Source organism: Pseudomonas linyingensis, from assembly GCF_900109175.1.
Taxonomy (GTDB): Bacteria; Pseudomonadota; Gammaproteobacteria; order Pseudomonadales; family Pseudomonadaceae; genus Geopseudomonas; species Geopseudomonas linyingensis.
The window spans coordinates 1-24,081 of the sequence record NZ_FNZE01000007.1; the positions used below are offsets into that span (position 1 = coordinate 1).

Annotated in this window: 27 protein-coding genes and 1 pseudogene; 9 read left to right on the plus strand and 19 right to left on the minus strand. The window is 66.1% G+C overall.

The window, feature by feature from the left end; all coding sequences use genetic code 11:
- From BMZ19_RS09935 to BMZ19_RS09965, 7 genes and pseudogenes are all read right to left on the minus strand, one after another.
- Positions 1–230: pseudogene (locus BMZ19_RS09935) on the minus strand (NAD(P)(+) transhydrogenase (Re/Si-specific) subunit alpha); the annotation flags it as partial.
- A gap of 258 nt (positions 231–488) precedes the next feature.
- On the minus strand, positions 489–1,454 hold the full coding sequence (locus BMZ19_RS09940) for a transporter (RefSeq protein WP_090310440.1): 966 nt from the start codon (positions 1,452–1,454) through the stop codon (positions 489–491).
- 82 nt (positions 1,455–1,536) lie between these two features.
- Positions 1,537–2,586 (minus strand): alpha/beta fold hydrolase, encoded by a 1,050-nt coding sequence (locus BMZ19_RS09945; RefSeq protein ID WP_090310442.1) that lies wholly within the window; start codon positions 2,584–2,586, stop codon positions 1,537–1,539.
- A gap of 82 nt (positions 2,587–2,668) precedes the next feature.
- Complete coding sequence (locus BMZ19_RS09950) at positions 2,669–4,324, minus strand: flavin-containing monooxygenase (protein ID WP_090310443.1); 1,656 nt, start codon at positions 4,322–4,324, stop codon at positions 2,669–2,671.
- A gap of 329 nt (positions 4,325–4,653) precedes the next feature.
- On the minus strand, positions 4,654–4,968 hold the full coding sequence (locus BMZ19_RS09955) for a cysteine-rich CWC family protein (protein ID WP_342028237.1): 315 nt from the start codon (positions 4,966–4,968) through the stop codon (positions 4,654–4,656).
- A 187-nt stretch (positions 4,969–5,155) separates the two neighbouring features.
- Complete coding sequence (locus BMZ19_RS09960; protein ID WP_090310446.1) at positions 5,156–5,758, minus strand: MliC family protein; 603 nt, start codon at positions 5,756–5,758, stop codon at positions 5,156–5,158.
- A gap of 69 nt (positions 5,759–5,827) precedes the next feature.
- Positions 5,828–6,418, minus strand: coding sequence for a hypothetical protein (locus BMZ19_RS09965; protein ID WP_090310448.1), 591 nt, complete (start codon positions 6,416–6,418; stop codon positions 5,828–5,830).
- 401 nt (positions 6,419–6,819) lie between these two features.
- Here BMZ19_RS09965 and BMZ19_RS09970 point away from each other — a divergent pair, with 401 nt between their 5' ends.
- On the plus strand, positions 6,820–7,473 hold the full coding sequence (locus BMZ19_RS09970; protein WP_090310449.1) for a hypothetical protein: 654 nt from the start codon (positions 6,820–6,822) through the stop codon (positions 7,471–7,473).
- 9 nt (positions 7,474–7,482) lie between these two features.
- Here the strand turns inward: BMZ19_RS09970 and BMZ19_RS09975 are convergent, their stop codons facing one another.
- From BMZ19_RS09975 to BMZ19_RS10015, 9 genes are all read right to left on the minus strand, one after another.
- Positions 7,483–7,812 carry a DUF3175 domain-containing protein gene (locus BMZ19_RS09975; protein WP_090310451.1) on the minus strand — a complete coding sequence of 110 codons (330 nt, stop codon included), beginning with the start codon at positions 7,810–7,812 and terminating at the stop codon, positions 7,483–7,485.
- A gap of 6 nt (positions 7,813–7,818) precedes the next feature.
- Complete coding sequence (locus BMZ19_RS09980) at positions 7,819–8,217, minus strand: VOC family protein (protein WP_090310452.1); 399 nt, start codon at positions 8,215–8,217, stop codon at positions 7,819–7,821.
- A 3-nt stretch (positions 8,218–8,220) separates the two neighbouring features.
- On the minus strand, positions 8,221–8,712 hold the full coding sequence (locus BMZ19_RS09985) for a hypothetical protein (RefSeq protein ID WP_090310454.1): 492 nt from the start codon (positions 8,710–8,712) through the stop codon (positions 8,221–8,223).
- 208 nt (positions 8,713–8,920) lie between these two features.
- Positions 8,921–9,586 carry a response regulator transcription factor gene (locus BMZ19_RS09990; protein ID WP_090310455.1) on the minus strand — a complete coding sequence of 222 codons (666 nt, stop codon included), beginning with the start codon at positions 9,584–9,586 and terminating at the stop codon, positions 8,921–8,923.
- Positions 9,587–9,627: 41 nt separating this feature from the next.
- Complete coding sequence (locus BMZ19_RS09995; RefSeq protein ID WP_090310457.1) at positions 9,628–10,173, minus strand: PQQ-dependent catabolism-associated CXXCW motif protein; 546 nt, start codon at positions 10,171–10,173, stop codon at positions 9,628–9,630.
- A 151-nt stretch (positions 10,174–10,324) separates the two neighbouring features.
- Positions 10,325–11,116 (minus strand): ABC transporter permease, encoded by a 792-nt coding sequence (locus BMZ19_RS10000; protein WP_090310459.1) that lies wholly within the window; start codon positions 11,114–11,116, stop codon positions 10,325–10,327.
- On the minus strand, positions 11,113–11,835 hold the full coding sequence (locus BMZ19_RS10005) for an ABC transporter ATP-binding protein (protein WP_090310461.1): 723 nt from the start codon (positions 11,833–11,835) through the stop codon (positions 11,113–11,115). Before BMZ19_RS10005 ends, BMZ19_RS10000 begins: the two co-directional genes overlap by 4 nt.
- Positions 11,832–12,800, minus strand: coding sequence for a YVTN family beta-propeller repeat protein (locus tag BMZ19_RS10010; RefSeq protein WP_090310463.1), 969 nt, complete (start codon positions 12,798–12,800; stop codon positions 11,832–11,834). Before BMZ19_RS10010 ends, BMZ19_RS10005 begins: the two co-directional genes overlap by 4 nt.
- A gap of 41 nt (positions 12,801–12,841) precedes the next feature.
- Positions 12,842–14,011: an ABC transporter substrate-binding protein gene (locus BMZ19_RS10015; protein ID WP_090310465.1), complete on the minus strand. Its 1,170-nt coding sequence runs from the start codon at positions 14,009–14,011 to the stop codon at positions 12,842–12,844.
- 157 nt (positions 14,012–14,168) lie between these two features.
- On the opposite strand from BMZ19_RS10015, the gene BMZ19_RS10020 reads away from it, so the two are divergent.
- From BMZ19_RS10020 to BMZ19_RS10030, 3 genes are read left to right on the plus strand one after another with little or no spacing between them, the layout of a single operon-like run.
- A complete protein-coding gene (locus BMZ19_RS10020; protein ID WP_090310466.1) occupies positions 14,169–14,606 on the plus strand; it encodes a cupredoxin domain-containing protein in 438 nt (145 codons plus the stop codon).
- Between the two features lie 27 nt (positions 14,607–14,633).
- A complete protein-coding gene (locus tag BMZ19_RS10025) occupies positions 14,634–15,932 on the plus strand; it encodes a sensor histidine kinase (RefSeq protein ID WP_090310468.1) in 1,299 nt (432 codons plus the stop codon).
- Positions 15,929–16,567 carry a response regulator gene (locus tag BMZ19_RS10030; protein ID WP_090310470.1) on the plus strand — a complete coding sequence of 213 codons (639 nt, stop codon included), beginning with the start codon at positions 15,929–15,931 and terminating at the stop codon, positions 16,565–16,567. The genes BMZ19_RS10025 and BMZ19_RS10030 overlap by 4 nt, the downstream gene beginning before the upstream one ends.
- 99 nt (positions 16,568–16,666) lie before the next feature.
- Here the strand turns inward: BMZ19_RS10030 and BMZ19_RS10035 are convergent, their stop codons facing one another.
- Both BMZ19_RS10035 and exaA read right to left on the minus strand, forming a co-directional pair.
- Positions 16,667–17,320, minus strand: coding sequence for a pentapeptide repeat-containing protein (locus tag BMZ19_RS10035; RefSeq protein ID WP_090310471.1), 654 nt, complete (start codon positions 17,318–17,320; stop codon positions 16,667–16,669).
- A 287-nt stretch (positions 17,321–17,607) separates the two neighbouring features.
- Complete coding sequence (gene exaA / locus BMZ19_RS10040) at positions 17,608–19,482, minus strand: quinoprotein ethanol dehydrogenase (RefSeq protein ID WP_090310473.1); 1,875 nt, start codon at positions 19,480–19,482, stop codon at positions 17,608–17,610.
- A gap of 313 nt (positions 19,483–19,795) precedes the next feature.
- Here exaA and pedF point away from each other — a divergent pair, with 313 nt between their 5' ends.
- The 5 genes from pedF to BMZ19_RS10065 all read left to right on the plus strand — a co-directional run bounded on the left by pedF (position 19,796) and on the right by BMZ19_RS10065 (position 23,458).
- Positions 19,796–20,233, plus strand: coding sequence for a cytochrome c-550 PedF (pedF, locus tag BMZ19_RS10045; protein ID WP_090310475.1), 438 nt, complete (start codon positions 19,796–19,798; stop codon positions 20,231–20,233).
- Positions 20,234–20,239: 6 nt separating this feature from the next.
- Positions 20,240–21,145, plus strand: a complete 906-nt coding sequence (locus BMZ19_RS10050; protein ID WP_090310477.1) for a substrate-binding periplasmic protein — start codon at positions 20,240–20,242, stop codon at positions 21,143–21,145.
- A gap of 114 nt (positions 21,146–21,259) precedes the next feature.
- Entirely contained in the window at positions 21,260–22,000 is a 741-nt protein-coding gene (locus BMZ19_RS10055; protein WP_425287166.1) for a quinoprotein dehydrogenase-associated SoxYZ-like carrier, read from the plus strand.
- Between the two features lie 25 nt (positions 22,001–22,025).
- Positions 22,026–22,964: a quinoprotein relay system zinc metallohydrolase 1 gene (locus tag BMZ19_RS10060; RefSeq protein WP_090310480.1), complete on the plus strand. Its 939-nt coding sequence runs from the start codon at positions 22,026–22,028 to the stop codon at positions 22,962–22,964.
- A gap of 200 nt (positions 22,965–23,164) precedes the next feature.
- On the plus strand, positions 23,165–23,458 hold the full coding sequence (locus tag BMZ19_RS10065) for a hypothetical protein (RefSeq protein WP_090310482.1): 294 nt from the start codon (positions 23,165–23,167) through the stop codon (positions 23,456–23,458).
- A gap of 177 nt (positions 23,459–23,635) precedes the next feature.
- Here BMZ19_RS10065 and BMZ19_RS22120 read toward each other — a convergent pair whose 3' ends face one another.
- Positions 23,636–24,037, minus strand: coding sequence for a hypothetical protein (locus BMZ19_RS22120; protein WP_139214655.1), 402 nt, complete (start codon positions 24,035–24,037; stop codon positions 23,636–23,638).
- Between the last annotated feature and the right edge of the window lie 44 nt (positions 24,038–24,081).

A 24,081-nucleotide genomic window follows, 5' to 3' on the forward strand; every position in this document is an offset into this window, starting at 1 on the left:
GCGTCGGGGGCGGCGACCTTGAGCACCAGGGCGGCGCCCAGCGCGGCGGCGGCATCGCCGAGATGGGCGCCGGCAGCGACGTAGGCGTCATCCGGGATGCAGGCAGCCAGGCCGGCACCGGGCTGCACGACGACCTGGTGGCCCTGGGCGACCAGTTTCTTCACCGTTTCCGGCGTGGCGGCCACGCGGGTTTCCCCGGCGTGGGTTTCGAGAGGGATACCGATGTGCACGGGCAAATCTTCCTAAGATCGTTGTTGCAGGGGGGGCGTGTTGCCCAAGCAAGCAAGGCGTGGCGGAGTAACCCCAGTCAGGCCTTGCCGCGACCTGCCGATCGATTTCGATCGGCAGGTCGGCGGGCACTTCCCGGAGCACTCGGCGAGCGAAAGACGCGTGCTTCGTCGAGGGCTCCAGGCGGATGGGTGGAAGACCCATTGCACCTGGCTGGGAAGTCTTATTCAGGTCGGCCTCGAGCCGGCAATCAATGCGGTTCAGAAAACATGCAGCAGCCGGAGGTTGAGACGTGACTCCTCTTTGAAACCGCTTTCAACCGAGGTGTCTCGCGCAAATGTCGCCAGCAGCTGTGTGCGTGGGCTGACGAAGTAGGATCCTCCGGCCAGGATTTTTTCCTGATTGCTTTCGTCGCCCAGCCTGACGCCATCCACTTCGGTTTCTCCGCCCCACAGGCGGGAATAGCCAACGTGGAGGGCAGCTTTTTCGCCAACCTTGTACCGGATGAAACCTTGCAGCTGATACTGCGGGTCCTGTTCGAGCGTCAGGTCGGCAGCGCTGTAGTCGTCGTTGTCGCCGAAGAACGTCACGTCCGCGACCAGGTCGACAACGATGTTGTTGGCAAGGCCATGCATGTAGCCGCCCTGGAAGACATATTTCCAGCGGTTCTCCCCGAGGTTCAGGAGGTTGTCCTTGTCGTATTCACCCAGGGGTAGAAAAAGGTACTGGGTGATGCCCAGCGCTCGGCTCAGCGATGGCTCTTGGTCGATCCAGATGGCGCTGGCCAGAATGGGGTCGCCCATACCACTTTCACTGCCGAGGGCGTCAAGGTCCTCGCCGGCGGAGAGGTGGCCGAAGGGCAGGAGCAGCTGGATGTTCGTCAGGTGGCCAGCGATATCCTGATAGCGAACCCCCCGGAGAATGGCAACATCGGAATCGAGCTTGTATTTGCCGCTGAGCTTGTTCCCGTCGAGATAGAAATCGTCCCGCTCCGCATGCTGCAGGTAGAGAAGTCCCAGCTTCGTGCCTGCTGGCATCGGGGTATAGTCGCCTGGATCGACATCCAGGGCATGGCACAGAATCGGGAATTGCAGGCAGGAAGCCAGCAGCAGTGAGCGGAGTATCGAGTTGGTCTGCTGGCTGGTCTTGCTGGTGAGGGTAAACTCGAGGGCCGGCTTGGAAACTTTGGGCAAGGTCAGAGGGCAGGCTTTTGTTGTTGTTTTCATGTCTTTCCCATATTTTTATAAATTCATGTTGGGATAAGCACAGGGGGCTGTGCTTATTTTGAATCTGGTCTTGGGAGTGACCTCACGGGGCAGGAGTCGACAACAGCTCCAGCAGATGAGCATCCACCTGCTTCAGCATTTCGGCGTCGGTGCCGAAAAGTCCGAGATGGCCATCTATCGAGTGCAGCGGCCTGAACTCGCTGTTGGGGATCAGCTCTTGCTCGGCCAGGCAATCGTCGCAGGTAAAAAACATGTCATGGGAAATCGGCATCACGTAGGTCTTTGCCTTGATACGCCCCAGGGCTGCCGCGAGATCGCCGCCGGTATTCCGGCTGACATCGCCCCGCTGCCATTTCCAGGCCATGCTCAGCAGGTTGTTGGGATCCATCTCCGCGAAGTAACCGGTCATGAAGTTGTCGACGAAGGCCGGCATCGAATCGAAGCCCAGGGCCTTGTGCCGACTGGTGCGGAAGAACTCGGTGCTCCAGCCCATCACCGTCCACAGTTTTGCATGACGTTTGAGTCCGGCGGCCACCTGATGCGAGGAACCGTACAGGCCAGACTGGTAGGCCGGGTCGGTGGTGATGGCTTCGATGAGTGCTTCGGCGTACAGGAAGTCATGCGCGCTGTTGCGCGCGGTTCCCGCCATCGGTGCGGCGCGCTTGACGAAGTCCGGGTAGCGCACCGCCCACTCATAGGTCTGCTGCGCGCCCATCGAGCCGCCGACCACCAGCGCCAGGCTCTCGAGGCCGAAATGCTCGGTCAGCAAGCGGTGCTGGGCGCGTACATCGTCGCTGATCCTGACCTGCGGGAAGCCGGGGCCAGCCAGCGAGCCCGTGCTGTTGCTCGGCGATGTGGAGAGGCCGTTGCCGATCTGATTGACGACGATGATGCAGTATTTCGCCGGGTCCAGGGCGCGGCCCTCGCCGATATAGGCCTGCTCCATGATCTTGCTGGTGCCGGAGTACCAGGTCGGTACCAGAATCGCGTTGCTCTTATCGGCGTTGAGTGTGCCGTATATGGCCACGGCCAATTTGCAATCAGGGATGCTGGCGCCTTCCTCGAGTTCGAGGGAGCCGATATCGATCAGCTCGAAAGGCCCATGATTTTCTTGCGAGTAGTAGTTGGTCATCTCGGGTCTCCTGGACATGGAGCTGCCACGGCAAAAGCGGAAGTAGCCGTGACAGCTTCATTCGATTGGCTGGGAGTTACTTTCAGGCCATTGCGAAGCCCGGATAACCCTCGGCAGCTATTTCGTCGCAGCGGCGGTGGTAGTTACCGGCGCCGCCGATATAGGAAATGAGTCGGCGCGGCTTCCCATCCACATTCGAGCCCATGTACCAGGAGTCGGTTTTTACCACCAGGGTCTTGGCGGCGACCTCATCGTGGTGCTGTACCCAGCTGTCTTCGAAGTCCTTGGTCGCTTCGACGGTGTGTTTGCCGTGCTGGCGCGAAAAGTCGATACAGCCGGTGATCCAGTCGACCTGCTGTTGCAGGCAGGTGGTCATGTTGCAGAGCGCCGCGGACGGCGCCAGCGGCGCACCGGTGGTGAACAGGTTGGGGTAGCCGTGAATCTGCAGCCCCATCGCGGTGCGGATTTCCTGCTGCCACTGCTCCTTCAGCGAGCGGTGATTGCGGCCGCGAATATCGATGCGGCTGAGCGCGCCGGAGCCGGCGTCGAAACCGACAGCCATAATGATGATATCGACCTCATGCACCTTGCCGTCCGCGGTCTGGATACCTTCGGGAACGATCTTCTCGATAGGTGCTTTCTTGCAGTCGACCGCTTCGACGTTATCTTGCAGGTAAACCTCGAGATACTTGTTTTCCAGCGGTACGCGGTGAGTGCCGAAACCGTAGTCGGCGGAAGAGGGGATGAGCAGGTCGCAGAGTTCCGGCTTGGACTGCAGGCGCTCGCGCATCTTTTCGCGCACGAATGCGGAAACCGCTTCGCTGACCTGCTCGTCGACGAACATCTCGGGGAAGGAGGCCAGCCACAGGGCCAGAGAGCCGTCTTCCCACAGTTTTTCCAGCACGGCACGACGTTCTTCGGGGGTCTTCTCGGCCCAGGGGCCGGCGTCGAAGTCGTAGTCGAAGCCGGCAAAGGTTTCGCGCACGCGCTTCTTGAGTTCGTGGAACCGCGAACCCCATTTTTCCCAGTCTTCCTTGCTGTATTTGGGGTTGCGCATCGGAATAATATACTGCGGAGTGCGCACGAAAACCTTCATCGATCCCACCTGGGGCGCGATGGTCTGGATCACCTGAATACCGGTGGCGCCGGTGCCGATCACGGCGACGCGCTTGCCCTTCAGGTTGACGCCTTCCTTGGGCCACAGGCCGGTATGGTGGATCTCGCCGCGGAAGGAGGATTGCCCCGGGAAGCGGTCGGTCAGCGGGGCGGAAAGCATGCCGCAACAGGCAATCAGGTACTGGGTATTGATCGTTTCACCGGCCTCGGTCGTCACATTCCAGCGGCCTTTCTCCTCGCAATAGTGCGCGGAAACGATACGGGTACTGAGCTGGATATCCTTGCGCAGATCCAGACGGTCTGCCACGTAGTTCAGCCACTCTTCGGTTTCCGGTTGGGCGGGGAAGCGTTCGGTCGGCTGCCAAGACTTATAGAGTTCCTCGGAGAACCAGTACTGATAGATCTCGGCCTGGGAGTCGAAACGGGCGCCGGGGTAGCGGTTCCAATACCAGGTGCCGCCGACACCGGAGGCCGTGTCGTAGGCGCGGACTTTCAATCCCATCTCGCGAAGGCGATGCAACTGATACAAGCCGGCTACGCCTGAGCCAATCACCATTGCATCCAGAAACGTCACTTTACCGGTATCGGATGACACGGGGCTGGTTTCCAATTGAGTACTCATTGTGAAGCCTCATTTTGTTATGTTTATGTTGACTTGTTTATTGCCTTTACTTTTTAGGCCGGCAGGCAACTGTGAAGGCACAATGAGACCGTAACAACGCAGGTAGCCTGCGCTCTTGAAAAAAGCAGTGAAACTATTGAAGGAACTGGTGTTGATCACTCGCTGGTTGTTACTCGACTGACCATATGGGCGAGTGCGGCTCACGGCATCACGGATAGGTATCGGCTGGGCGATGAGCGAACAGATGACGGCCAATCTGGTCTGTGATGCCTTACGCGTGCAGCGTGGGGTAGGGCATCCACTTGGCCGGCCAGTCAGGCTGCCGAGCTTCAGTCTTCGCTGGCGGATTTCGACGGCGGCAGACCGGCCGCGCAGCGTGGACACAGGCAAGCCTTGTTGAGCAGATGCACGGGCACTCGCGCGAGCGCTTCCTTGCTGACGGGGGCCATGGTGCACCAGCATTCCACGTCGAGGCGGCCGGCTTGGGCTGGAGAGCATTGGTTTGCACCGCCGCAAAGCGGGCATAGGTGGTTGGGGAGCGATTGCATGTTTGGGGGGGATTGCCGAGTTGAGTGTTTGTTTTGTTGATGGCCCACTACTCGACACCAGATGGTGCGAGCCAGTGCGCCATCTGGTGCAAACATTCCCTCGTCAAACCTGGCGTGCTCCACACTGCATTGCAGCGTTCAGCTACTTGCTGGAAGCCTGCGGGATGGTATCCACCAAGATTGGCAAGCCCTTGCCGTTCACCACGTTGTGCGAGCGGATAGTGGCGACGCTACCCGAACGGTCGATCGGCTGTCCATATCACGGCCCGCCCGAGGCAATGCTTCAGGGTGACTTCCGGCAACGCATCTCCGCCGCCCCATATCCCCATATCACTGCCGCCACGCTCTGATGCTCCCAGATGCTCTCGTTGCGCCCCTGGTAGCGGGTGCCGCTGGCGCTGGGCTGGCGGTACATAAGCGACACGCTGTCGCCGCGCTCGGCGATCAGGGTCGGCGGTTCGGTGGCGAAGAAGGTGACGATCAGCTCGCTGCCGGGGGCGTCGTCGCAGACGAAGGTGAAGGGGCCGGTGTGCGGCACCAGGCGATAGCGGGCCTGCAGCTCGGCGATGCGCAGTCGGTAGCTGTCCTCTATGCAGGCGCGCTGGTCGGTGCTTTTCCAGCAGTCGTCGCGGCCCTTGATCCAGCCGCGCTGCTCGGCCTTGAGCTGCGGCGGGTGCTCGTTGGCCGCCCTGGTGCTGGCCGCGGTGTAGACCTCGGCCAGTTGGCGGTCGAGGTCGGACAGTTCGGCGTCCGCGCAGACCAGCGCCGGGATGCTGGAGTTCTCGACCTTGTTGCAGTCATACGAGGGGCCTTGAGGCTGGGTGTGCACAGCGAAGGTCAGCAGCATGCTGCACAGTGGCAGTGCCGCGAAGCCGAAGCGATTCATGTCGATCTCCCTCGGCGACCGGGACAGGGCCGCGGCCTGCCACCGGCCGGATGGGCCGGCGGCGCGAAATCAGACGGTAGCGACCTGCTCCAGTATGGCCAGCGACTGGGCGAGGCGCTGGCTGCGTTCGTTGAGCTGCGCCACTTCGAACTGGTGGACTTCCTCGATGATGGCGAAGAGCGACTGGAAGCGCTGCAGGTCGTCCTCATTGGCGAAGCCCATGCCGTCGTCGGCGAAGACCACGGTATCTCGGCAGGCGTCGATGAGCTGGCAGATCTCCATGGCCGCAGTGATCCAGCGTTCGCGGTTGCGGTAGAGCAGGCTCTGGGCTTCGAGTTGCGCGTTGATCGAGGCGATCACCCCCGCGCGGTATTCCGCCTGCCGGTGCTCCGGCAACTCGTCCAGCGCCGCAGCCAGTTCGGTGGAGCAGGCCAGGGCCAGTTGCTCGAATGCGCTCTTGTGCGTGTGCATGAACTCGCTGAGTTGCTCGAGTGCCGCCCTGGATTGCACCGTGCCCTCTGGGCTGGCCAGGCGCTCCTGCGACAGCACCCGTTCGAGCTGCAGTTGCTCCTGTCTGTCGTTGAGGGCCTTGGCTGCCTGCATGCCGACCAGGGCATGGCGCTTGGCGAGTTCGATGAAGCGGAGCTCGGTCACGTGCATGGTAGAAGAACTGCTCTTGATTCGGCAGCAGAGGGCATGGGCAATAGACCCCTCGGCGGCATGACATTTACTTGTCGCTCCTGGTGCGTGCCTCGGTACCTCTGGCGGCCGTTCGCTGCCGGTCGCGAGGGATGCTGGGCCAGGAGTGGCAAGCCCTTGCCGTTCGCTGCATGGCGCAAGCGGGCATGGCATAACGCTATCTCAGGGCGCGCGCCACTGTCCACGTCGGAGGGGCGGTTTTGCTGATGCTGGCACAGAGACAGCCTGCGCCTGGGCGAAGTCGTCCTGCAGCGCAGCTACGACGGACGGAGGCTTAGTGCAGCGCAAGCCTCGACTAGGCTGAACAGCGTCATCCCTCCATCGTCCAGGGAGGGTGCACTTGTTCACAGGAGAAGCTGCCCATGTCCTCTTTCCATTTCAACCGCCGTGTGGCGCTGGCTGTGCTGGCATTCAGCTGCAGTGTCGCCGCCCAGGCCGAAATGACCTTCTTCGTTACCAGCACCGGCATGGGCAAGGGCGCCGATCTTGGCGGCCTGGCCGGTGCCGATGCCCACTGCCAGCAGCTGGCCGAGGCAGTCGGCGCTGGCGGGCATACCTGGCGCGCCTATCTCAGTGCCAGCGCCGCCGACGGCCAGCCGGCGGTGCATGCTCGCGAGCGCATCGGCAAGGGCCCGTGGCGCAACGCCAAGGGGGTGGTCGTCGCCAGCGATGTGGTCCAGCTGCACGGTGACAACAACCTGAACAAGGACACCGCGCTGGACGAGCACGGTATGCCGGTCAAGGGCCGTGGCGACCAGCCGAACATGCACGACATCCTCACCGGCTCGAAGGCCGACGGCACCGCCTTCGTCGGCGATGAAGACCTCACCTGCGCCAACTGGACCAGCAGCACCACCGGCGCGGCCATGGTCGGCCATCACGACCGCGTGGGCCTGGACGACAGCGCCCCGGCGCGCTCGTGGAACACCTCGCACCCCACGCGCGGCGGCTGCAGCAACGAGGCACTGGCCTCCTCAGGCGGGGCGGGATTGTTCTACTGCTTCGCGGCGGACTGATCCCCGGCCTCATGCGGGGCGCGGGGTGCGCCGCGGCCGGCCGTACAGCTCGCGCAGCTCGTCCTTGGCGGCCTCGAGCACCGAGCGCTGTTCGGCGGGGAGCTGGCGGCCGGCACGGTTGAGGTAGAAGTTGAGCATCGCCATCGCGGAGGCGAATGGGCTGGCCTTGCGCCGCTCGCTGCATTCGGCGGAGGCGGCGAGCGAGCGGGCGATGGCGCGCGGATCGTCCCAGGTGAACACCCCCGGTTCGAGGTCGAGGGCGTTGCTGGTCGCGGTGACCCGCTGCGACCAGCGCAACTCCCCGTCAGGTCGATGGCGGCTGTCTCCGCGCTTGGCCATGGCTGCTCAACTGCCGCTGTAGGTCGCCCCGGCGAACTCGATCAGGCAGAAGCCGTGACCGAAAGGATCGGCGAAGCTGATGCACTTCGAGCCCCGCCAGTCGACGCAGCCGCTTTCCTGACGCGCCCCGGCGTTCAAGGCCCGTTGCGTGGCTGCGGCGAGATCGTCCACCACGAAGTCCAGGTGCACCGGCGTCCAGTGCCGGGAGTAATCGCGCTGCAGCGGCAGCGAGCGCACCGGGTGCGAGCCGGCGGAGTGGCGCAGCAGATAGAGAGTGGCGGAGGCGCCGCTGAGTTCGGCGACATCGTCGTCGAGGAGGCGGCTCAGCTGCAGGCCGAGGGCGGCCGTGTAGAAGTCGATCGCCGGGGCGAGTTCCGGGACGTCGAGGTTGACGATCACGCGCATGGCTCAACCACCGTTCACCTTGCCCCAGGTTCCTGCCCGTTTCCTCTCCTGCTTGTTGCGCCGGATCGGCTTGACGCCCTCTGCGTGGTAGCGCCGCCATTGTTCGACCAGCTTGATATCGTCGGCGGACCAGAAGTAGCGCTCGAATTCGGGCGAGCCGTTGATCGTGATGCGGATTTGCGTTGGGGTTTTGGCCGTCTCGAAGGCTATCCGTTTCCGGTCGCGGACTTGCCGGGGCCGGGCTGACCGGCGCAGCCAGGCGATCAGGACGACGCTGGCGCACAGCACGGGCAGCGCCAGCAAGACCAGCAGGACGTACTGCCAATACTTGACGGCTCCCCAGACGAGCAGCCCGAGAACAATGATTCCCAGGGTGCCGGGGCTCGCGTTCGGCCTGCGTGCCGGGGTGGTGAGGAAGGGATTGCGGTACAGGTCCGTCAGGTGATGGTGGTACCTGTCCAGCAGGGGCTCGTCGTGCCCGTCTTCGTCGCTCATGGTCTTTCCCCGCGGGCCTCCCCGATCCTGAGTGCAGACTGATGCGTCATCCGCCGGCGCTACAAGGTTCAGCCTAGCTCATGGCGGGCGGCGTCATCCCGGGACGCGAGGGCAGCGGAGCGGCAAGCAGGCGGTAGGCGCGGATGGAGGGTTCGACGGGGCGGAGAAGGGGCCCCACATCCATGTGGGCAGGGAGGAAGCGGACGGTTCAGCGGCGCAGGTAGGCGCTGAAGTCGATGTCGCCGGCGCTGAGGATGGCCTGCACGCGGTTGTGCACGCCAAGCTTGCGCAGGATGGCGGAAACGTGGGCCTTGACCGTGGTTTCGGCGATGTCGAGGTTGTAGGCGATCTGCTTGTTGGACTCGCCCTTGGTCATGCGCTCGAGCACCAGCAGCTGCTTGCGGGTCAGTGCCTGCAGCAGTTCCGGCGGGATGCCCGACGACTCATGGCTGGCGCGGCGCGGTGCCGGCTTGCTGGAGCGGATGATGTCGGAGGGCAGGTAGACGTTGCCGTTGAGGATCTGCTCGATGGCCTCGGTCATCTGCGCGCGCGGCGAGGACTTGGTGATGAAGCCGACCGCGCCGTAGGTGATCGCCTGCAGGACGATCTGCTTGTCCTCCTCGGCGGAGACGATCACCACCGGGATGGTCGGCGCCTCGTTGCGCAGGGTCATCAGACCGTTGAGGCCGTGCATGCCGGGCATGTTGAGGTCGAGGAGGATCAGGTCGAGGTCGTCGTGCTCCTGGGTCAGGGCCAGGGCGCTGTCGAGGTCGGAGGTTTCCATCACCTCGCTATCCGGGAAGCCGTCGCTGATGACGTTGTGGATGGCCTCGCGGAACAGCGGGTGGTCATCGGCGATAAGGATCTTGTACATGGCCTTCACCTGGATTCTTGTAATTGTCGATGGGACTGCGCTCAGGGCAGCGGCTCGGGGGTGGCGGTCTGCACCGGCAGACCGGCTTGCTGCCAGGCATCGATGCCGTCACGGTACCAGTACAGCCGGGTATAGCCCAGCGCGGCGGCGCGCTTGCTGGCATTCCATGACAGCCAGCAGTCGGACTTGCAGTAGAGCACCAGCGCGCGGGCTTGGTCGCCGCCGCTGGCCTGTTTCAGGTAATGGCTGAAGTAGTCGAGCCAGGGGGCCTCTGCCGTGCCTTCGCCGACGTTGGCCAGCCACAGGCTGCCGGGGATGTTCTGGTGCGCCTCGTCGCTGACGAACTGGCCGTGCAGCCAGGGGCGGCGGAACACGTCGATCAGTACCGGCTGGTCGGCGCTCTCTAGCATGCGTTGCAGGGTCGCGGTGTCGACGGTCTGCGCGCCTTCGACCGTGGCCGGCGTCGGGCTGCGGTAGCGATCCTGGCGATAGCCGTCGGCGGAGAACAGCGCTTCTTCGCCGGCCTGGGCGGGGAGCAGGCCGAGGAGCAGCGGCAGGCAGAACACGGCGGCGAGCAGTCGCGACATGGCCGGAAGTTCCTATTGTTGTTTGCGACTATTTATCGGTTAGTCGCAGTGCTTTGGAAATCCTGCGATAGAGGGCGAAAGGCGGTACCAAAGTAGTAATTTTGCGGCTTTGCTGTCGGATCGCGGGCTGGACCGCGTCCGGCAGCAAGGCTCAGGCGTTGCGCCGCAGCGCCGCATGCTGCGGGTTGAAGGTGAGCACGGCCAGCGCCGAACACAGCAGGGTGACGCCCAGACAGACCAGCAGGGCGGTGAGGCTGAAGCGCTCGTACAGGGCGAAGCGCACCAGTTCCACCGCGTGGCTGAACGGGTTGAGCGCACACAGCCAGTACAGCCACTCGCTGGCCTCGCGCATCTTCCACAGCGGGTAGAGCGCCGAGGACAGGAAGAACAGTGGGAAGATCACGAAGTTCATCACCCCGGCGAAGTTCTCCAGCTGGCGGATGCCGTTGGACAACAGCAGGCCGAGCGCCGCCAGCATCAGCGCGGCGAGCAGCAGCGCCGGCAGGGCGTAGAGCAGGCCCCAGATGGGCGGCTGCACGCCGTACAGCCAGGCGATGGCGAGGAAGGCGTAGACCTGCAGCAGCGACAGCAGGCTGGTGGCCAGGAGCTTGGCGGCGAGCAGGAACGGCCGCGGCAGCGGGCTCATCAGCAGCACGCGCATGCTGCCCATCTCGCGGTCGTAGACCATCGATAGCGAGCCCTGCATGCCGTTGAACAGCAGGATCATGCAGGCCAGCCCCGGGACTATGTAGGTTTCGTAGGTGATGTAGGTGTCGTAGGGCTCGATGATGGCGATGCCCAGTGCGGCGCGAAAGCCGGCGGCGAACACCAGCAGCCACAGCAGCGGGCGCACCAGCGCGCTGAGAAAGCGCGAGCGCTGCTGGACGAAGCGCAGCCATTCGCGCAGGACGATGCCGCGCAGGCATTCCAGATAGGCGGTCATGCTGCGACCTCGGTCAGGCGGGCGAAGGCGGCGGTGAGATCCTCGCCGCCCTCGGCCAGGCTGGCCGCGGTGCCGCGGGCGACCAGGCGGCCGCGATGCAGGATCAGCAGCGGGTCGTCGGCCTGCACCTCGTCGAACAGGTGGGTGGTCCACAGCACGGTCAGGCCGTCGTCGGCACACAGCTTGCGCACGTGGGCATTCAGCGCCTGGCGGCTGGCCGGGTCGAGGCCGGCGCTGGCCTCGTCGAGCAGCAAGAGTTGCGGCTTGTGCAGCAGCGCGCGGGCGATCTCCACCCGGCGGCGGTGGCCGCCGTTGAGCGCGCGCACCGGTTCGCGGCGACGCTCGGTGAGCTGCTGGCGCTCCAGCTCTAGCTCGATGCGCTCCTTGGCCAGCGCGCGCGGCAGGCCGTGCAGGGCGGCGTGGTAGCGCAGGTTCTGCTCGACGGTCAGGTCCAGGTCCAGGGTGCTCTGCTGGAACACCACGCCGATCTGCGCCAGCGCACGGCGCGGCTGCGCGCGGATCGAGCGGTCACCGATGCGGATGTCGCCTTCCTGCAGGTCGTAGAGGCGTGTGAGCAGGGCGATCAGGGTCGACTTGCCAGCGCCGTTGGGGCCGAGCAGGGCGTTGAAGCGTCCGGGCACCAGGGCGAAGTCGAGCTCGACCAGCGCCTGGCGCGCGCCGTAGGCGAAGCTGACGCCGGACACTTCCAGGCCGATCATGGTGTCACCACCACGCCCCACGGGTAGCGGCCGACCTTGATCGACTTGGTCACCTTGCGGCTGGCCACGTCGATCACCGACACGTCGCCGCTGACGCCGTTGGTGGTCAGCAGCTGCTTCTCGCCGGGGGTAAAGGCCATGTGCCAGACGCGGCGGCCGACCAGCAGGTAGTCGAGCACCTCGTAGGTCTTGGCGTCGACCACCGCCACGTGGTTGGCCGGGCCGAGGGCGACGAAGGCGTACTTGCCGTCTGCCGTCAGCTTGACCCCCACCGGCTGCACCTTGTCCGGGTGCACGCCCTTGATCTGGAAGGTCAGGGTCTTCACCGGCTGGCGGGTGGCGACGTCGATCACCGTCACCGTGCCGCCGATCTCCGCCGAGGCCCACAACCATTTGCCGTCCTGGCTGAACTCGACGTGGCGCGGGCGCTGGTCGACCTGGGTGTTGTCGACCAGCTCGTGGGTCGTGGTGTCGATCCAGTGCAGCATGCTGGTGGTTTCGCTGGTGTTCACCGCCCACTTGCCGTCGGGGCTGACCGCCATGCCTTCGGGCTCTACACCGACGTCGATCTGCGCCAGCACCTGCTCGCTGTCGACGTCGACCACGGTGACCAGCGCGTCGTCCTCGTTGGAGATGTACAGCCATTGGTTGTTGGGGTGCAGGGCGAACTGCTCGGGGTCGGCGCCGGAGGGCAGCTCCTTGATGATCTTGCGCGTGGCCAGGTCCATCACCTGCACGCGGTCGGAGTCGCTGGCGCAGATGTACAGCAGCTTGTTGTCGCTGGACAGGGTCAGGCCGCGCGGGCGCATGCCAACCTCGAGAGTCTCCACCGTTTCCAGCTTGTCGAGGTCGATCACGCTGACGCTGTTGTCCTTCTCGTTGGACACGTAGGCGGTGGCGGCGAGGGCGCCGTGGCCGGCGAGCAGGAAGCCGGCGGCGGTGGCGGCAAGGAGCAGGTGGCGCATGGCAGTATTCCTAATCGTTGTTGTTATCGAGGGCGGGCCGTTCAGGACTCGCCGTTCAGCCGGCAGCGGCTTTCCGGGCGGTCGTAGCCGAGGCTGTCGAGGTCGGTGAGCGGGTGCAGGAAGCCGTCCTGCGGCGAGGTGGTGACCAGCGCGCGCGGGTGCACCAGCGGGATCGGCTGGCGCAGCTGGCCGTTCCAGTCACGGTAGCTGAGCTTGCGGCCCTTGAAACCGTCCAGCGGCAGCTCGCCGGATAGCGCCAGCTGGCGGATCGCCGCCGGCTCCGCGCTTTTCAACTTGCCGACGGCGGCGGCGATGCTGCGCACGGCGATCCAGGCGGCGAAGTCGCGGTCGTTCATCCAGCGCTGGGCGTGTTCCTCGAAGCGCTTCTGCAGCTGGGCGGCGCCGTAGGTCTCCACGGTCTTGTGCCAGCCGGTCGGGGTCAGGCCCTGGGTGCCGGCCACCGGGCGCGGGTACCAGGTGTGGTAGGGCACGTACTCGCCGAAGTCGCCGCGCTCGTCGGCCACCAGCACCACGTCGTACTCGGCAGTCTGGGTGAACAGCGGCATCTCCGCCTGGGCGCTGCGCCGCTGGTCGTTGTCGAAGGTCCACGGCTTCTCGGCGACGATCTTCACCCCGAAGCGCTTGGCGGCGCGGCGCAGGGCGTCGGCGTAGGCCTGGTCGTCGGCGGTGGGGCCGGGAATCAGCAGGGCGCGCTGCCACTTGCGCGCGGCGAGGAACTGGCCGAGGGCGTCGGCGAGCATGGCGCGGCTGGGCAGGGTGTGCAGCACGTTGGCCGCGCACTGCTCAAGGCGCAGGCCGTCGTCGGCGCTACCGGCGTTGAGCAGCAGGCTGTCCGGCATCGCCTCGGCGAGCTGGCGCAGGGTGTCGGCCGGGGCGTTGACCACGAACAGGCGCAGGCCGCCCTCGTGCAGGGCGCGGGCCTGCGCCAGCAGCGCCTCGCCGCTGGCGGCCTCGGCGCTTTCCAGACGGTAGCTGTGTTTGAGGAAACGCCCGGTACTGTTGCTGTCCTCGATGGCCAGCTCGGCGCCGCGCAGGCCGGCGTCGACCGGCTCGGGGATGACGTTGGACAGCACCGGACCGCGCTCGGGGGTGTAGCCCAGGTAGCCGATGCGGATGTCGAGGTTGGCGCTGGCGCCGGCGCTGGCCAGCAGGCCGAGGGCGGTGAACAGGCAGGGCAGCAGTGTGCGCATGGCAGCCTCCGATGGGGGTGCTGCCAGCTTAGGAAGGTCGAGGGGGGCGGGCAAATATGCAGAAAGTAGCGCCGCACTGGTACCAAGGTACTGATTCGGCGCCGGGAGGCAGCTTTTAGGATGGAGCCACAACAATTAAAGCTCCGGAGCCTTCGCCATGTCCCTGCTCAGAACCCTGTCCCTGCCCGCCGTGCTGATCCTCGGCATGGTCGGTTTCGATAGCGCCAGCGCCGGCGGCGACCTGACCCGCCGCACCGAGGCGCTGCCCGACCTGGTGCTCGGCTCGGAGGCCAGCGACTACAGCCTGTCGCACAGCGAGTACCAGCTGGAAACCGGCAAGGCCTACCAGCTGAAGATCATTTCCACCGGGCGCAAGGAGTACGCCTTCCAGGCTCCGGAGCTGGCCACCTCCATCTACCTGCGCAAGGTCGAGGCCGGCGGCGTGGAGATCAAGGCGGTGACCCTCACCGAGCTGGAGTTCGAGGACGCCGGCGAGGCGGAGATCTTCTTCGTGCCGATCAAGCCGGGCAAGTACCGCTTCTATGCCAAGGGTCTGGAAGGCAAGGGTATGCAGGGCGTGTTCGTGGTGCGCTGAGTCTTCCAACTTTCGAGGCTAGATCCGATGGCCGCGCCGCTTTCCGCCCTGGGTCGCGCCAGCCTGCTGGTCAGCGGCCTGTTCGTTACCGTGCTGCTGGTTTGCCTGGCGCTGCTGCTGCGTCAGGCCGAGCTGGACATCCGTCGCGAGCTGCAGGCAGCCGACAGCGTGGCGCGTTTTCTCGCCCTGCGTGCGGCGGACGATCCGGCGTTGCTCGACGCCGAGCTGACCGCCAACCTGCGCCATCTGGAACTGGACTGGGGCGAGCCGGACGCCGCCGATGACGCGGCGGACAACCCGCTGGGCGGCAATCCGCTGGGCGGCACCCCGCTGGCCGCCTGGCTGGCCGGGCGCTTCACAGATCTGCCCGTGTACCGGGTTGCGCTGGCCGACGGCCGCCAACTGAGCATCCGCGTCAGCCCCGCCGACGAACTGGAGGAGGTGTGGGAGTCGCTGCTGCAGCTGCTCGCGCTGTTCGTGGTGGCCTGGCTGCTGTGCCTGGGCGCCAGCGTCTGGTTGGTGCGCCGTGGCCTCGACCTGCTCACCGACATCTTGCGTGCCCTGCAGGCGATCGCCGGCGGCGCGCTGGACACCCGCCTGCCGGCCTACGCCCAGCCCGAGGCGCGCCGTCTGGCCGGCCAGGTCAACGCCATGGCCCAGGCCCTGCAGCAGGCCGGCACCGACAATCAGGCGCTGACCGCGGCGCTGCTGGCCACCCAGGAGCGCGAGCGCACCCACCTGGCCCAGGCGCTGCACGACGACCTCGGCCAGATCCTCGCCGGCATGCGCGCCCAGCTGTACCTGCTCGGCGCCTGCTCAGGCAACCCGCAGCAGGTCGAGGCGATCAGCCAGCGCCTGCTGGACACCAGCGAACAGATGCAGCAGAGCTTCCGCAGTCTGGTGCGCGATCTCTATCCGGTGGTGCTCGAACGCCTCGGCCTCGGCGGGGCGGTGCGCCAGCACGTCGAGCAGTGGCAGGCGCAGCAGGGCGTGCCCTGCATGCTGGAGCTGGACGAGGCGCTGCCGGTGCTGGGCGAGGAGGCGCGCGCCCACGTGTTCCGCCTGCTGCAGGAGGCGTTGACCAACGTCGCCCGGCATGCCGGCGCGCGGCGGGTGACGGTCGGCCTGACCTGCCGCGGTGCGGCGCTGCGTCTGGAGGTCAGCGACGATGGCTGCGGCCTGCCGAGTCCGCTGCGCGAGGGCGTCGGTCTGCGCTCGATGCGCGAACGGGCGCGCTGCCTCGGCGCCGCCCTGCAACTGCACGACGCCGCGCCCCGCGGCCTGCGCCTGTGCGTGGATATCCCCTGGCGAGAGTGGGCGACATGAACATCCTGATAGTCGACGACCATGCGGTGGTGCGCCAGGGCTATGCCAGCCTGCTGGCGACCCTGCTCGATGACGTCACCGTGAGCGAGGCGGCCAGCGGCGAGGAGGCCCTGCAGCGGGTCGCCCGCGACTGCCCGGACCTGCTGATCCTCGATGTCGGCCTGCCCGGCATCAGCGGCCTGGAAACCGCGCGGCGTCTGCTGGCGCGCCAGCCGCAGCTGCGCGTGCTGTTCTTCAGCATGCACGACGAGCTGCCGGTGGTGCGCAAGGCGCTGGAAGCCGGCGCCAGCGGCTACCTGACCAAGAGCGCGCCGCCGCAGGTGCTGCTGGAGGCGGTGCGCAAGGTGCTGGCCGGGCAGACCTACATCGAGCATGGCCTGGCCACCGCGCTGGCCTGCGCCGGCAACGACGGCCAGGACCCGCGCCTGCGCGGCATGACCCAACGCGAGCTGGAGATCTTCGTCATGCTCGCCCGCGGCGTCGGCCTGCGCCAGATCGCCGAGAAGCTGTGCATCAGCGCCAAGACGGTGTCCAACTACCAGACCCTGCTGAAGAACAAGCTGCAGGTCGCCAGCCAGGGCGAGCTGGTCCACCTGGCCATCGATACCGGGCTGCTGCGGGTGGGCATGGCGTAGGCATGTGCTGCGCCTGAGTGTCGAGCCTGTAGGGGCGAATTCATTCGCCTTTGCGGGGTATCTGGCGAATGAATTCGCCCCTACAGATCTGGCTCTCCCTCAGCGTTCCCAATCCAGCGGACACTCCCTGCAGCCTTCCATGTTGGTGCCCTGGAAGGTCGCGTAGTGGCGGCGCGCGCCGGCAAGGTCGACGGCTTCCAGGTTGGCGTCGTTGACTTTGGCTTCCTGCAGGTTGGCGTCGCGCAGGGTGGCGCCCTTGAAGTCGGCCTTGCTCAGCCAGGCCATCTCCAGATTGGCGGCGGTGAGATCCGCGTCGTGCAGGCGCGCGGCGGACAGGCGGGCGAATTCCAGGTTGGCGGCGGTCAGGTCGGCGCCGGTGAAGCGCGCAGCCTGGGCGTGCAGGGCCCAGCCGTTGATCGCCACCAGCCGCGCGCCGGAAAAGTCGGCCAGGCGCAGGTTAGCCTGCTGCAGGCTGGCGCGGGTCAGGTCGGCCTTGTGCAGTCTGGCCTTCTCCAGATTGGCCAGGTCGAGCGTGGCGTGGCGCAGGTCGGCGCCGGAGAGATCGGCGCCGGCCAGGTTGATGCGACGCAGGTCGAGATGGCGCAGGTCGGCCCCGCGCAGGTCGGCAGCGGGGCACTGGCTGTCCGCCTCCAGGCGGCAGCCGTTGATGACGGTGACGCCATCGTCGTCGGCCTGGACGACGGCGCCGGCCAGCAGCAGGGCGAGGGGCAGGAGCGGGAGCAATGGCTTCATGGCGGATGATGTCCTGTGAGCGGGCAAAAAGGGCGGAGGCGCACGCTGGCGCCTCCGCAAAGGGAGCCGGGCTGCGGAGGGGAGCCCGACGGTGAAGACCGCTCACGATTGCCCGGCACCAGGGCCGACAATGCGCAGGGCGTGAGCGGGGCTGTTCACGATCTGCTGCGCGTCGGCCATGCTGCGTTGAAATCGGCTTCGGAATGCTCATTTACAACTCGTAAACTCCGCTTCCTCAGCCGATTTCGCCTTGCCTGGCTCTAGCTCGCGAGATCGTGAATAGGCTCTTAGCGCTTGGCGGTCTTGCTGTCCCAGCTCGGCAGCTTGAACACCCAGAACGAGCCGCCCTGGGCCACCGGCTTGGTCAGCTCGGCCATGTCGCCGCCCCACAGCGGCACTGCGCCGCCGTAGCCGGCGGTCACGCCGATGTACTGCTCGCCGTCCTGTTCCCAGGTGATCGGCGGCGAGATGATTCCGGTGCCGACGTTGAACTGCCACAGCTCCTTGCCGTTCCTGGCGTCGAAGGCCTTGAAGTAGCCGTCGCCGGTGCCGGTGAACACCAGGTTGCCCTTGGTGGCCAGCACGCCGGCCCACAGCGGCAGCTTCTCCTTGTGTTCCCAGGCCACCTTGCCGGTGGTCGGATTCATCGCGCGCAGGATGCCGACGTGGTCGTCGTACATGCGCTTGATGCGGAAACCCTGGCCCAGGTAGGCGGCGCCCTTCTTGTAGGCGACCTCCTCGGTCCAGTAGTCCTCCTTCCAGTGGTTGGCCGGCACGTAGAACAGCCCGGTGTCCTGGCTGTAGGCCATCGGGTTCCAGTTCTTGCCGCCGAGGAACGGCGGCGACACCTCGATCGACTTGCCGTGCTTCTCGCCCGGCGCAGGCTGGGCCGGACGCTGGCCCGGGTTCTCCACCGGACGGCCGGTCTTGAGGTCGATGTGGCTGGCCCAGGTGATGCCGTCGACGAACGGGAAGGCGTTCTGCAGCTTGCCGTTGGCGCGGTCGACCACGTAGAAGAAGCCGTTGCGGTCGGCGTGGGCGGTGGCCTTGACGGTCTTGCCGGCCTTGTCCTGGTAGTCGAACAGCACCAGCTCGTTGTTGCCGGAGAAGTCCCAGGCGTCGTTGGGGGTGTGCTGGTAGAACCACTTCACCTCGCCGGTGCTCGGGTCGACGCCGACCTGGCCGGAGGTGTACAGGCTGTCGAAGTCCTTCGGCTCGCCGCCCTCGGCGGTACGCGCCCAGCCGTTCCACGGCGCCGGGTTGCCGGCGCCGACGATGATGGTGTTGCTCTGCGGGTCGAAGCTGGCGCTCTGCCAGGGCGCGCCGCCGCCGTGGCTCCAGGCCTCCTTCTTGCCGCTCGGGTGGTTGGGGTCGTTGGGCCAGGACGGCGCCTTGACGTCGCCGGTCGGGGTGCTGTCCTTGCCGTTGAGGCGACCCATGTGGCCCTCGACGAACGGGCGCATCCACACTTCCTCGCCGGTGTCCGGGTCGCGGGCGAACAGCTGGCCGACCACGCCGAACTCGTCGCCGGAGCTGCCGTGGATCAGCAGCACCTTGCCGCTCTTGCCGTCCTTCACGATGGTCGGCGCGCCGGTCATGGTGTAGCCGGCGCCGTGGTCGCCGAACTTCTTCTTCCATACCACCTTGCCGGTGTCCTTGTTCAGCGCGACCACGGAGGCGTCGAGGGTGCCGAAGTAGATCTTGTCGCCGTAGATGGCGGCGCCGCGGTTGACCACGTCGCAGCACGGACGGATGTCGTCGGGAAGGCGGTGGCTGTAGGTCCACAGGCGCTTGCCGGTCTTGGCGTCGAGGGCGAATACTCGCGAATAGGAGCCGGTGACGTAGATCACTCCGTCGTGGACGATTGCCTGGGACTCCTGGCCGCGTTGCTTCTCGTCGCCGAACGAATAGGACCAGGCCGGGGTCAGCTTGAACACGTTGTCGGCGTTGACCTGGGCCAGCGGGCTGTAGCGCTGGGCGTGGGTGCCCATGCCGTACTGCAGCACGTTGGCGGTGCTGAGATGGTCGTTGGCGATGTCTTCCCAGCTCACCGGCTTGGCGAGTGCCGGCAGGCCGATGCCCAGGCCCGCGGCGAGGATCAGGCAGTGGATGGCGCGACCCAGCGGGCGCGGAGCGGAGGGCAGGATGTCTCTTGTTGTCATGGGGGCGGTGTCCCTGATCGGTGGTGGAAGGCTGCACGGGGCAGCCGCTCACCCCGATGGTGGTCCGCTTCCGGCGTGCCACGATAGGGAAGGCTTCCCGCTGAATCCGGGAAAAAATCCCTTTCGAAACAATGGCTTGCTTTCATGTTCCAAGGACGGTGCAGAGGCCTCCCAGTGCATCTCCTACCAAGGGAGTAGGTTGCGGGCACCAAAGCAGAATACTGACGCTGGTCACTGCCTCCCTAAGATGCGATCAACGCATTCCGCGTCCTGGAATGCACCGCCTTGCACCGCATCGAAACGAGGTTCCGTCATGAACAACAAGAAATTCCTGCCCGCCCTGCTGGCTACCCTGGCACTCGGTGTCGCTTCCCAGGTCATGGCTCACGGTGACGTCACCCCGCAGGCGGTGAATACCGAGGGGCTGGAGCAGTTGGGTACCGAATGGCGTGACGAGAACCCCTACCGCGCGCCCTATGAGAAGAATGCTCATGCGGTGGAAATCGGCAAATCTGCCTACACCCAGAACTGCGCGCGCTGCCACGGCCTGGATGCCATCTCCGGCGGCATCGCCCCGGACCTGCGCATGCTCGATGCCGGCATCGAGGGCGACGAGTGGTTCAAGGAGCGGGTGATCAACGGCGCGGTGCGCGACGGTCGCGTGTATATGCCGAAGATGGCCGACTACCTGAGCCAGGAAGCCCTGTGGGCCATCCGCAGCTACCTGGAAAGCGTCGCCGTCGAGGAGTAAGCCGCCATGCGCCTACTGGTCCTGGTGTTGTGCAGTCTGCTGACGCTTGCCCAGGTCGCGCAGGCGCAGGTTCGCCCGTTCGATGACATCGTCGCCTCGGGCGTGCTCAAGGTCGCCGTATACGAGAACTTCCCGCCCTACAGTTTCCAGGAGGACGGCCAGGCCCGCGGCGTCGATGTCGAGCTGGCGCAGCAGCTGGCCGCCAGCCAGGACCTCAAGCTCGAGCTGATGTGGATGACGCCGGGCGAGAAGCTCGACGACGACCTGCGCAACTTCGTCTGGAAGGGCCACTACCTGCGTCCCGAGGAACTCGCCGACGTGATGCTGCGGGTGCCCTACGACCGCGAGTTCTCCTACAAGCGCAACGAGCTGGGCGAGATGGTCAACGAGCTGGTGGTGATGTTCGCTCCCTACCAGCGCGAGCGCTGGCAGGTGGCCCACGACGCCCGGCGCCTGAAGGAAGTGCCCAGCGTCGCGGTGTTCGCCTATCACCCGATCGGTGTCGAGGTGGACAGTGTGCCGTCGTTCTACCTCAGCTCCGCCTTCGGCGGGCGCATGAGCCGCAACACCCGCCACTACCCGAGCCCGCCGCTGGCCTTCGCGGCGATGCGCGAGGGCAAGGTGGACGCGGTGATGGCCATGCGCGGCGAGATCGACTGGCTGCTCCACGAGGCCGCCGACCCGCAGCTCAAGGCGGCGGAAAACGCCTATCCGGAAATGGGTCGCCAGCAGTGGGACATCGGCATGGCGGTGCACGAGAGCAATCGTCAGCTGGCCTACGCCCTGGAAGGCGGACTGGTGGAGCTGATCGGCTCCGGCGAATTGGCGAAGATCTACGCCCGCTACGGCCTGCGCTACGAGGTGCCGGAGCTGTACGAGGGCGAGGTGCAGGCGCAGACCCACGGCGAGTGAGAGCTGATCGGCGATCGCTGCCACGCTCCTGAGTGGCAGCGTCTCCGGGGACGCTCGCGTCCCGTGGGCATCATCCAGGCAGAGGACGGGAGGCAGGGAATGACCGTACGTAGCATGGGTCTGGCGCTGGGCTGGCTGCTGCTGAGCAGCCCGGTCTGGGCCGGCGATTCCGATCCGCTGCAGTCGCCGATGTGGGGCTTCCACCAGACGCGCTTCCTCGGCACGGCGCCCTACGAATTCGACGAGCGGGTGGTGCTAACGGCGCCGCCGTTCGCCGAGGACTCGCGCCAGGTGCCGATCAGCATCGACGCCTCCGCGCTGGGCCAGGAGGTGGTGCGCATCGTCGCCTGGGCCGAACTCAATCCCATCGCGCACATATTCAGCTTCTTCCCCGAAGGTCCGGTGGCACCGCGCATCGCCCTCAACATCCGGGTCGAGCAGGCCACCCCGCTGCGCGCCGCGGTGCTGACCCGCGACGGCGTCTGGCACGTCGGCTCGACCCGCGTCGACGCCGCCGGCGGCGGTTGCACCGCGCCCAGTGCCGTGCGCGCCGAGGCCGGCTGGGAGGAGCATCTCGGCGAAATCTTCGGCGCGCGCTTCCCGGCCGGGGAGGGCAGCCGCCTGCGCCTGCGGGTGTCGCACCCGATGGACAACGGCCTGTCCGGCGGCATCCCCGAGTTCTTCATCGAGCGCGCCGAGCTGCGTGGCGCGGCTGGCCAGCGCCTGGCCAGCCTGGAGCTGCACCCCTCGGTCAGCGAGAACCCGACCCTGACCCTGCAGCTGGGCGAGGCGGACGCCGGCCAGCGCCTGTGGCTGCGCGACAACAACGGCAACGAGTTCGAGGCGGCGTTCTGAGCCTGCGACCCTGAAAGGAGGCACCATGCGTCTGTTGAGCCTGCTTGTGGCGATCTTCCTGAGCCTGCCACTGGCCGCGGCCGAGCTGGCCTACGACCTGCAGCCCCGGCAGATCGCCGCGGACACCTGGCTGCTGGAAGGCAGCACGGAGAACTTCGCGGCGAGCAACGGCGGCAACATCGTCAACGTGGCGTTCATCGTCACCGAGGCCGGCGTGGTGCTGATCGACACCGGCATCTCCAAACGCTACGGCGAGGCCCTGCGCGCCGCCATCGGCCGGGTCACCGAGCGGCCGATCGTCCTGGTGATCAACACCCACCACCACCCCGACCACGTGTTCGGTAATCAGGCGTTCAGCGACGTGCCGATCGCCTCGCTGGCGCGTACCCGCGAGCTGCTCGCCGAGCAGGGCGGCGCCTTCGCCGACAACATGTACCGCCTGCTCGGCGACTGGATGCGCGGCACCGAGGTATTGCTGCCCGGCGAAACCCTCGAACCCGGGGTGCGCGAGATCGGCGGCCATCGCCTGCAGCTGCTGGCCTTCAGTGGCCACACCGGCGCCGACCTGGCGATCTTCGACCAGACCACCGGCGTGCTGTTCGCCGCCGACCTGGTGTTCTACCAGCGCGCGCTGACCACCCCGCAGACGCCGGGACTGGACGTCTGGCTGAGCGATCTGGAGGCTCTGGAAAAGCTGCCCTACACCCTGCTGGTGCCCGGCCATGGTCCGGTAGCCACCGGGCGCGAACCCTTTGCGCAGATGCGCGACTACCTCGGCTGGCTCGACGGCCTGCTGCGCGCGGCGGTGGCCGAGGGGCAGGACATGAACGAGGCGATGCGCGCGCCGATCCCCGAGCGCTTCGCCGCCATCAGCCTGACCCGCTTCGAGCTGATCCGCACGGTCAGCCACCTGTACCCGAAGTACGAGGCGCAGGTGTTCCAGCGGGTGGATGCGGGGGAGTAGGGAGGGCCTGACCTTGTCGCTGGGTGTCGCTGCGCTCCACCCGTCCCTACGCGCTGAAACGCCTGGGACTGCTCTGGATCAACGTTCGGCGCCGGGCCGGCTTTCACAAATGTTAAACAGATCCGCGACCTGAAACGGCGACAAGGGAAACTGTGGGGGCGAGTTAGCTCGACAGCGAGCGCCGACAGAGAGGGATTTTGATGAACTGCAAGACCAGTGGAAACCTTGACGGCCTGCACGAGTGCAGTGGCCAGTGTGAGAACGAGCAGCGCCATGCTTCCAGTCGCAGCGTGCATGAGCTGGAACTGGAGTGGCGCGCCCAGGAGCGCATCGCCATCGCCGAGCTGGTGGACCAGGCCCATCATCTGATCCAGGAGATCATCCGCGGTGAGCACGCCGTCGATGTGCTGCCGACGGCGGCCAGCCAGCTGGCCCAGGCGAGTCAGTTGCTTAACTGGCCGCTGCCGTTCGATCCCACCAGAAGCGGCGAATAAACTCGGGCTGATTCGGGGGCCGGGGCGCCGGCGCCAAGGCCAACCGAATGTCGCCAGCCTGGCCCTGCGCGGGGCTTTTCGTGGCTCCGCGATCTTCCTCACGAAACCTTCACGTTTCAGCCATTAGGCTGCATGGACTGAGAGCTTTTGCCCCGCCAGCGTGCGGGGCTTTTTGTTTCAGAGGTAGCGATCGACCAGCTCGGACGGGGTCAGCATCTCGCCGCTGTCGACGATCTTGATCAGCCCCCGCACCTTGTTCAACGAGAACAGCTCCAGCTTGCCGCTCTGATGGCAGCGGCCACGCAACTCCTGGCCGCTCAGGTCAACCACGCTGACCGTCAGCAGGTGCGCGGCATCGTAGGTGAATTCGGCGACGAAGATCGCCTTGGACACCACCGGCTGGGGCGGCACTGGCTTTGGCTCTCGTGCTGCAGCCGCAAGCGTTCGCCCGTTCTCGTCCAACCCCCGCTCGGCCATCAGTTCCCGCAGCGTCTTTTCGCGCCCTGTCGGAGCCGCTTGCGCATGCCCGTTCAGCCTTTGCCACCAGGTTTTGGCGACTTCTGCCACCGCCTGCTTCATTGGAATCCCCTCTCCATGGATGCAGATTCAGCGTAGCAGGCCAT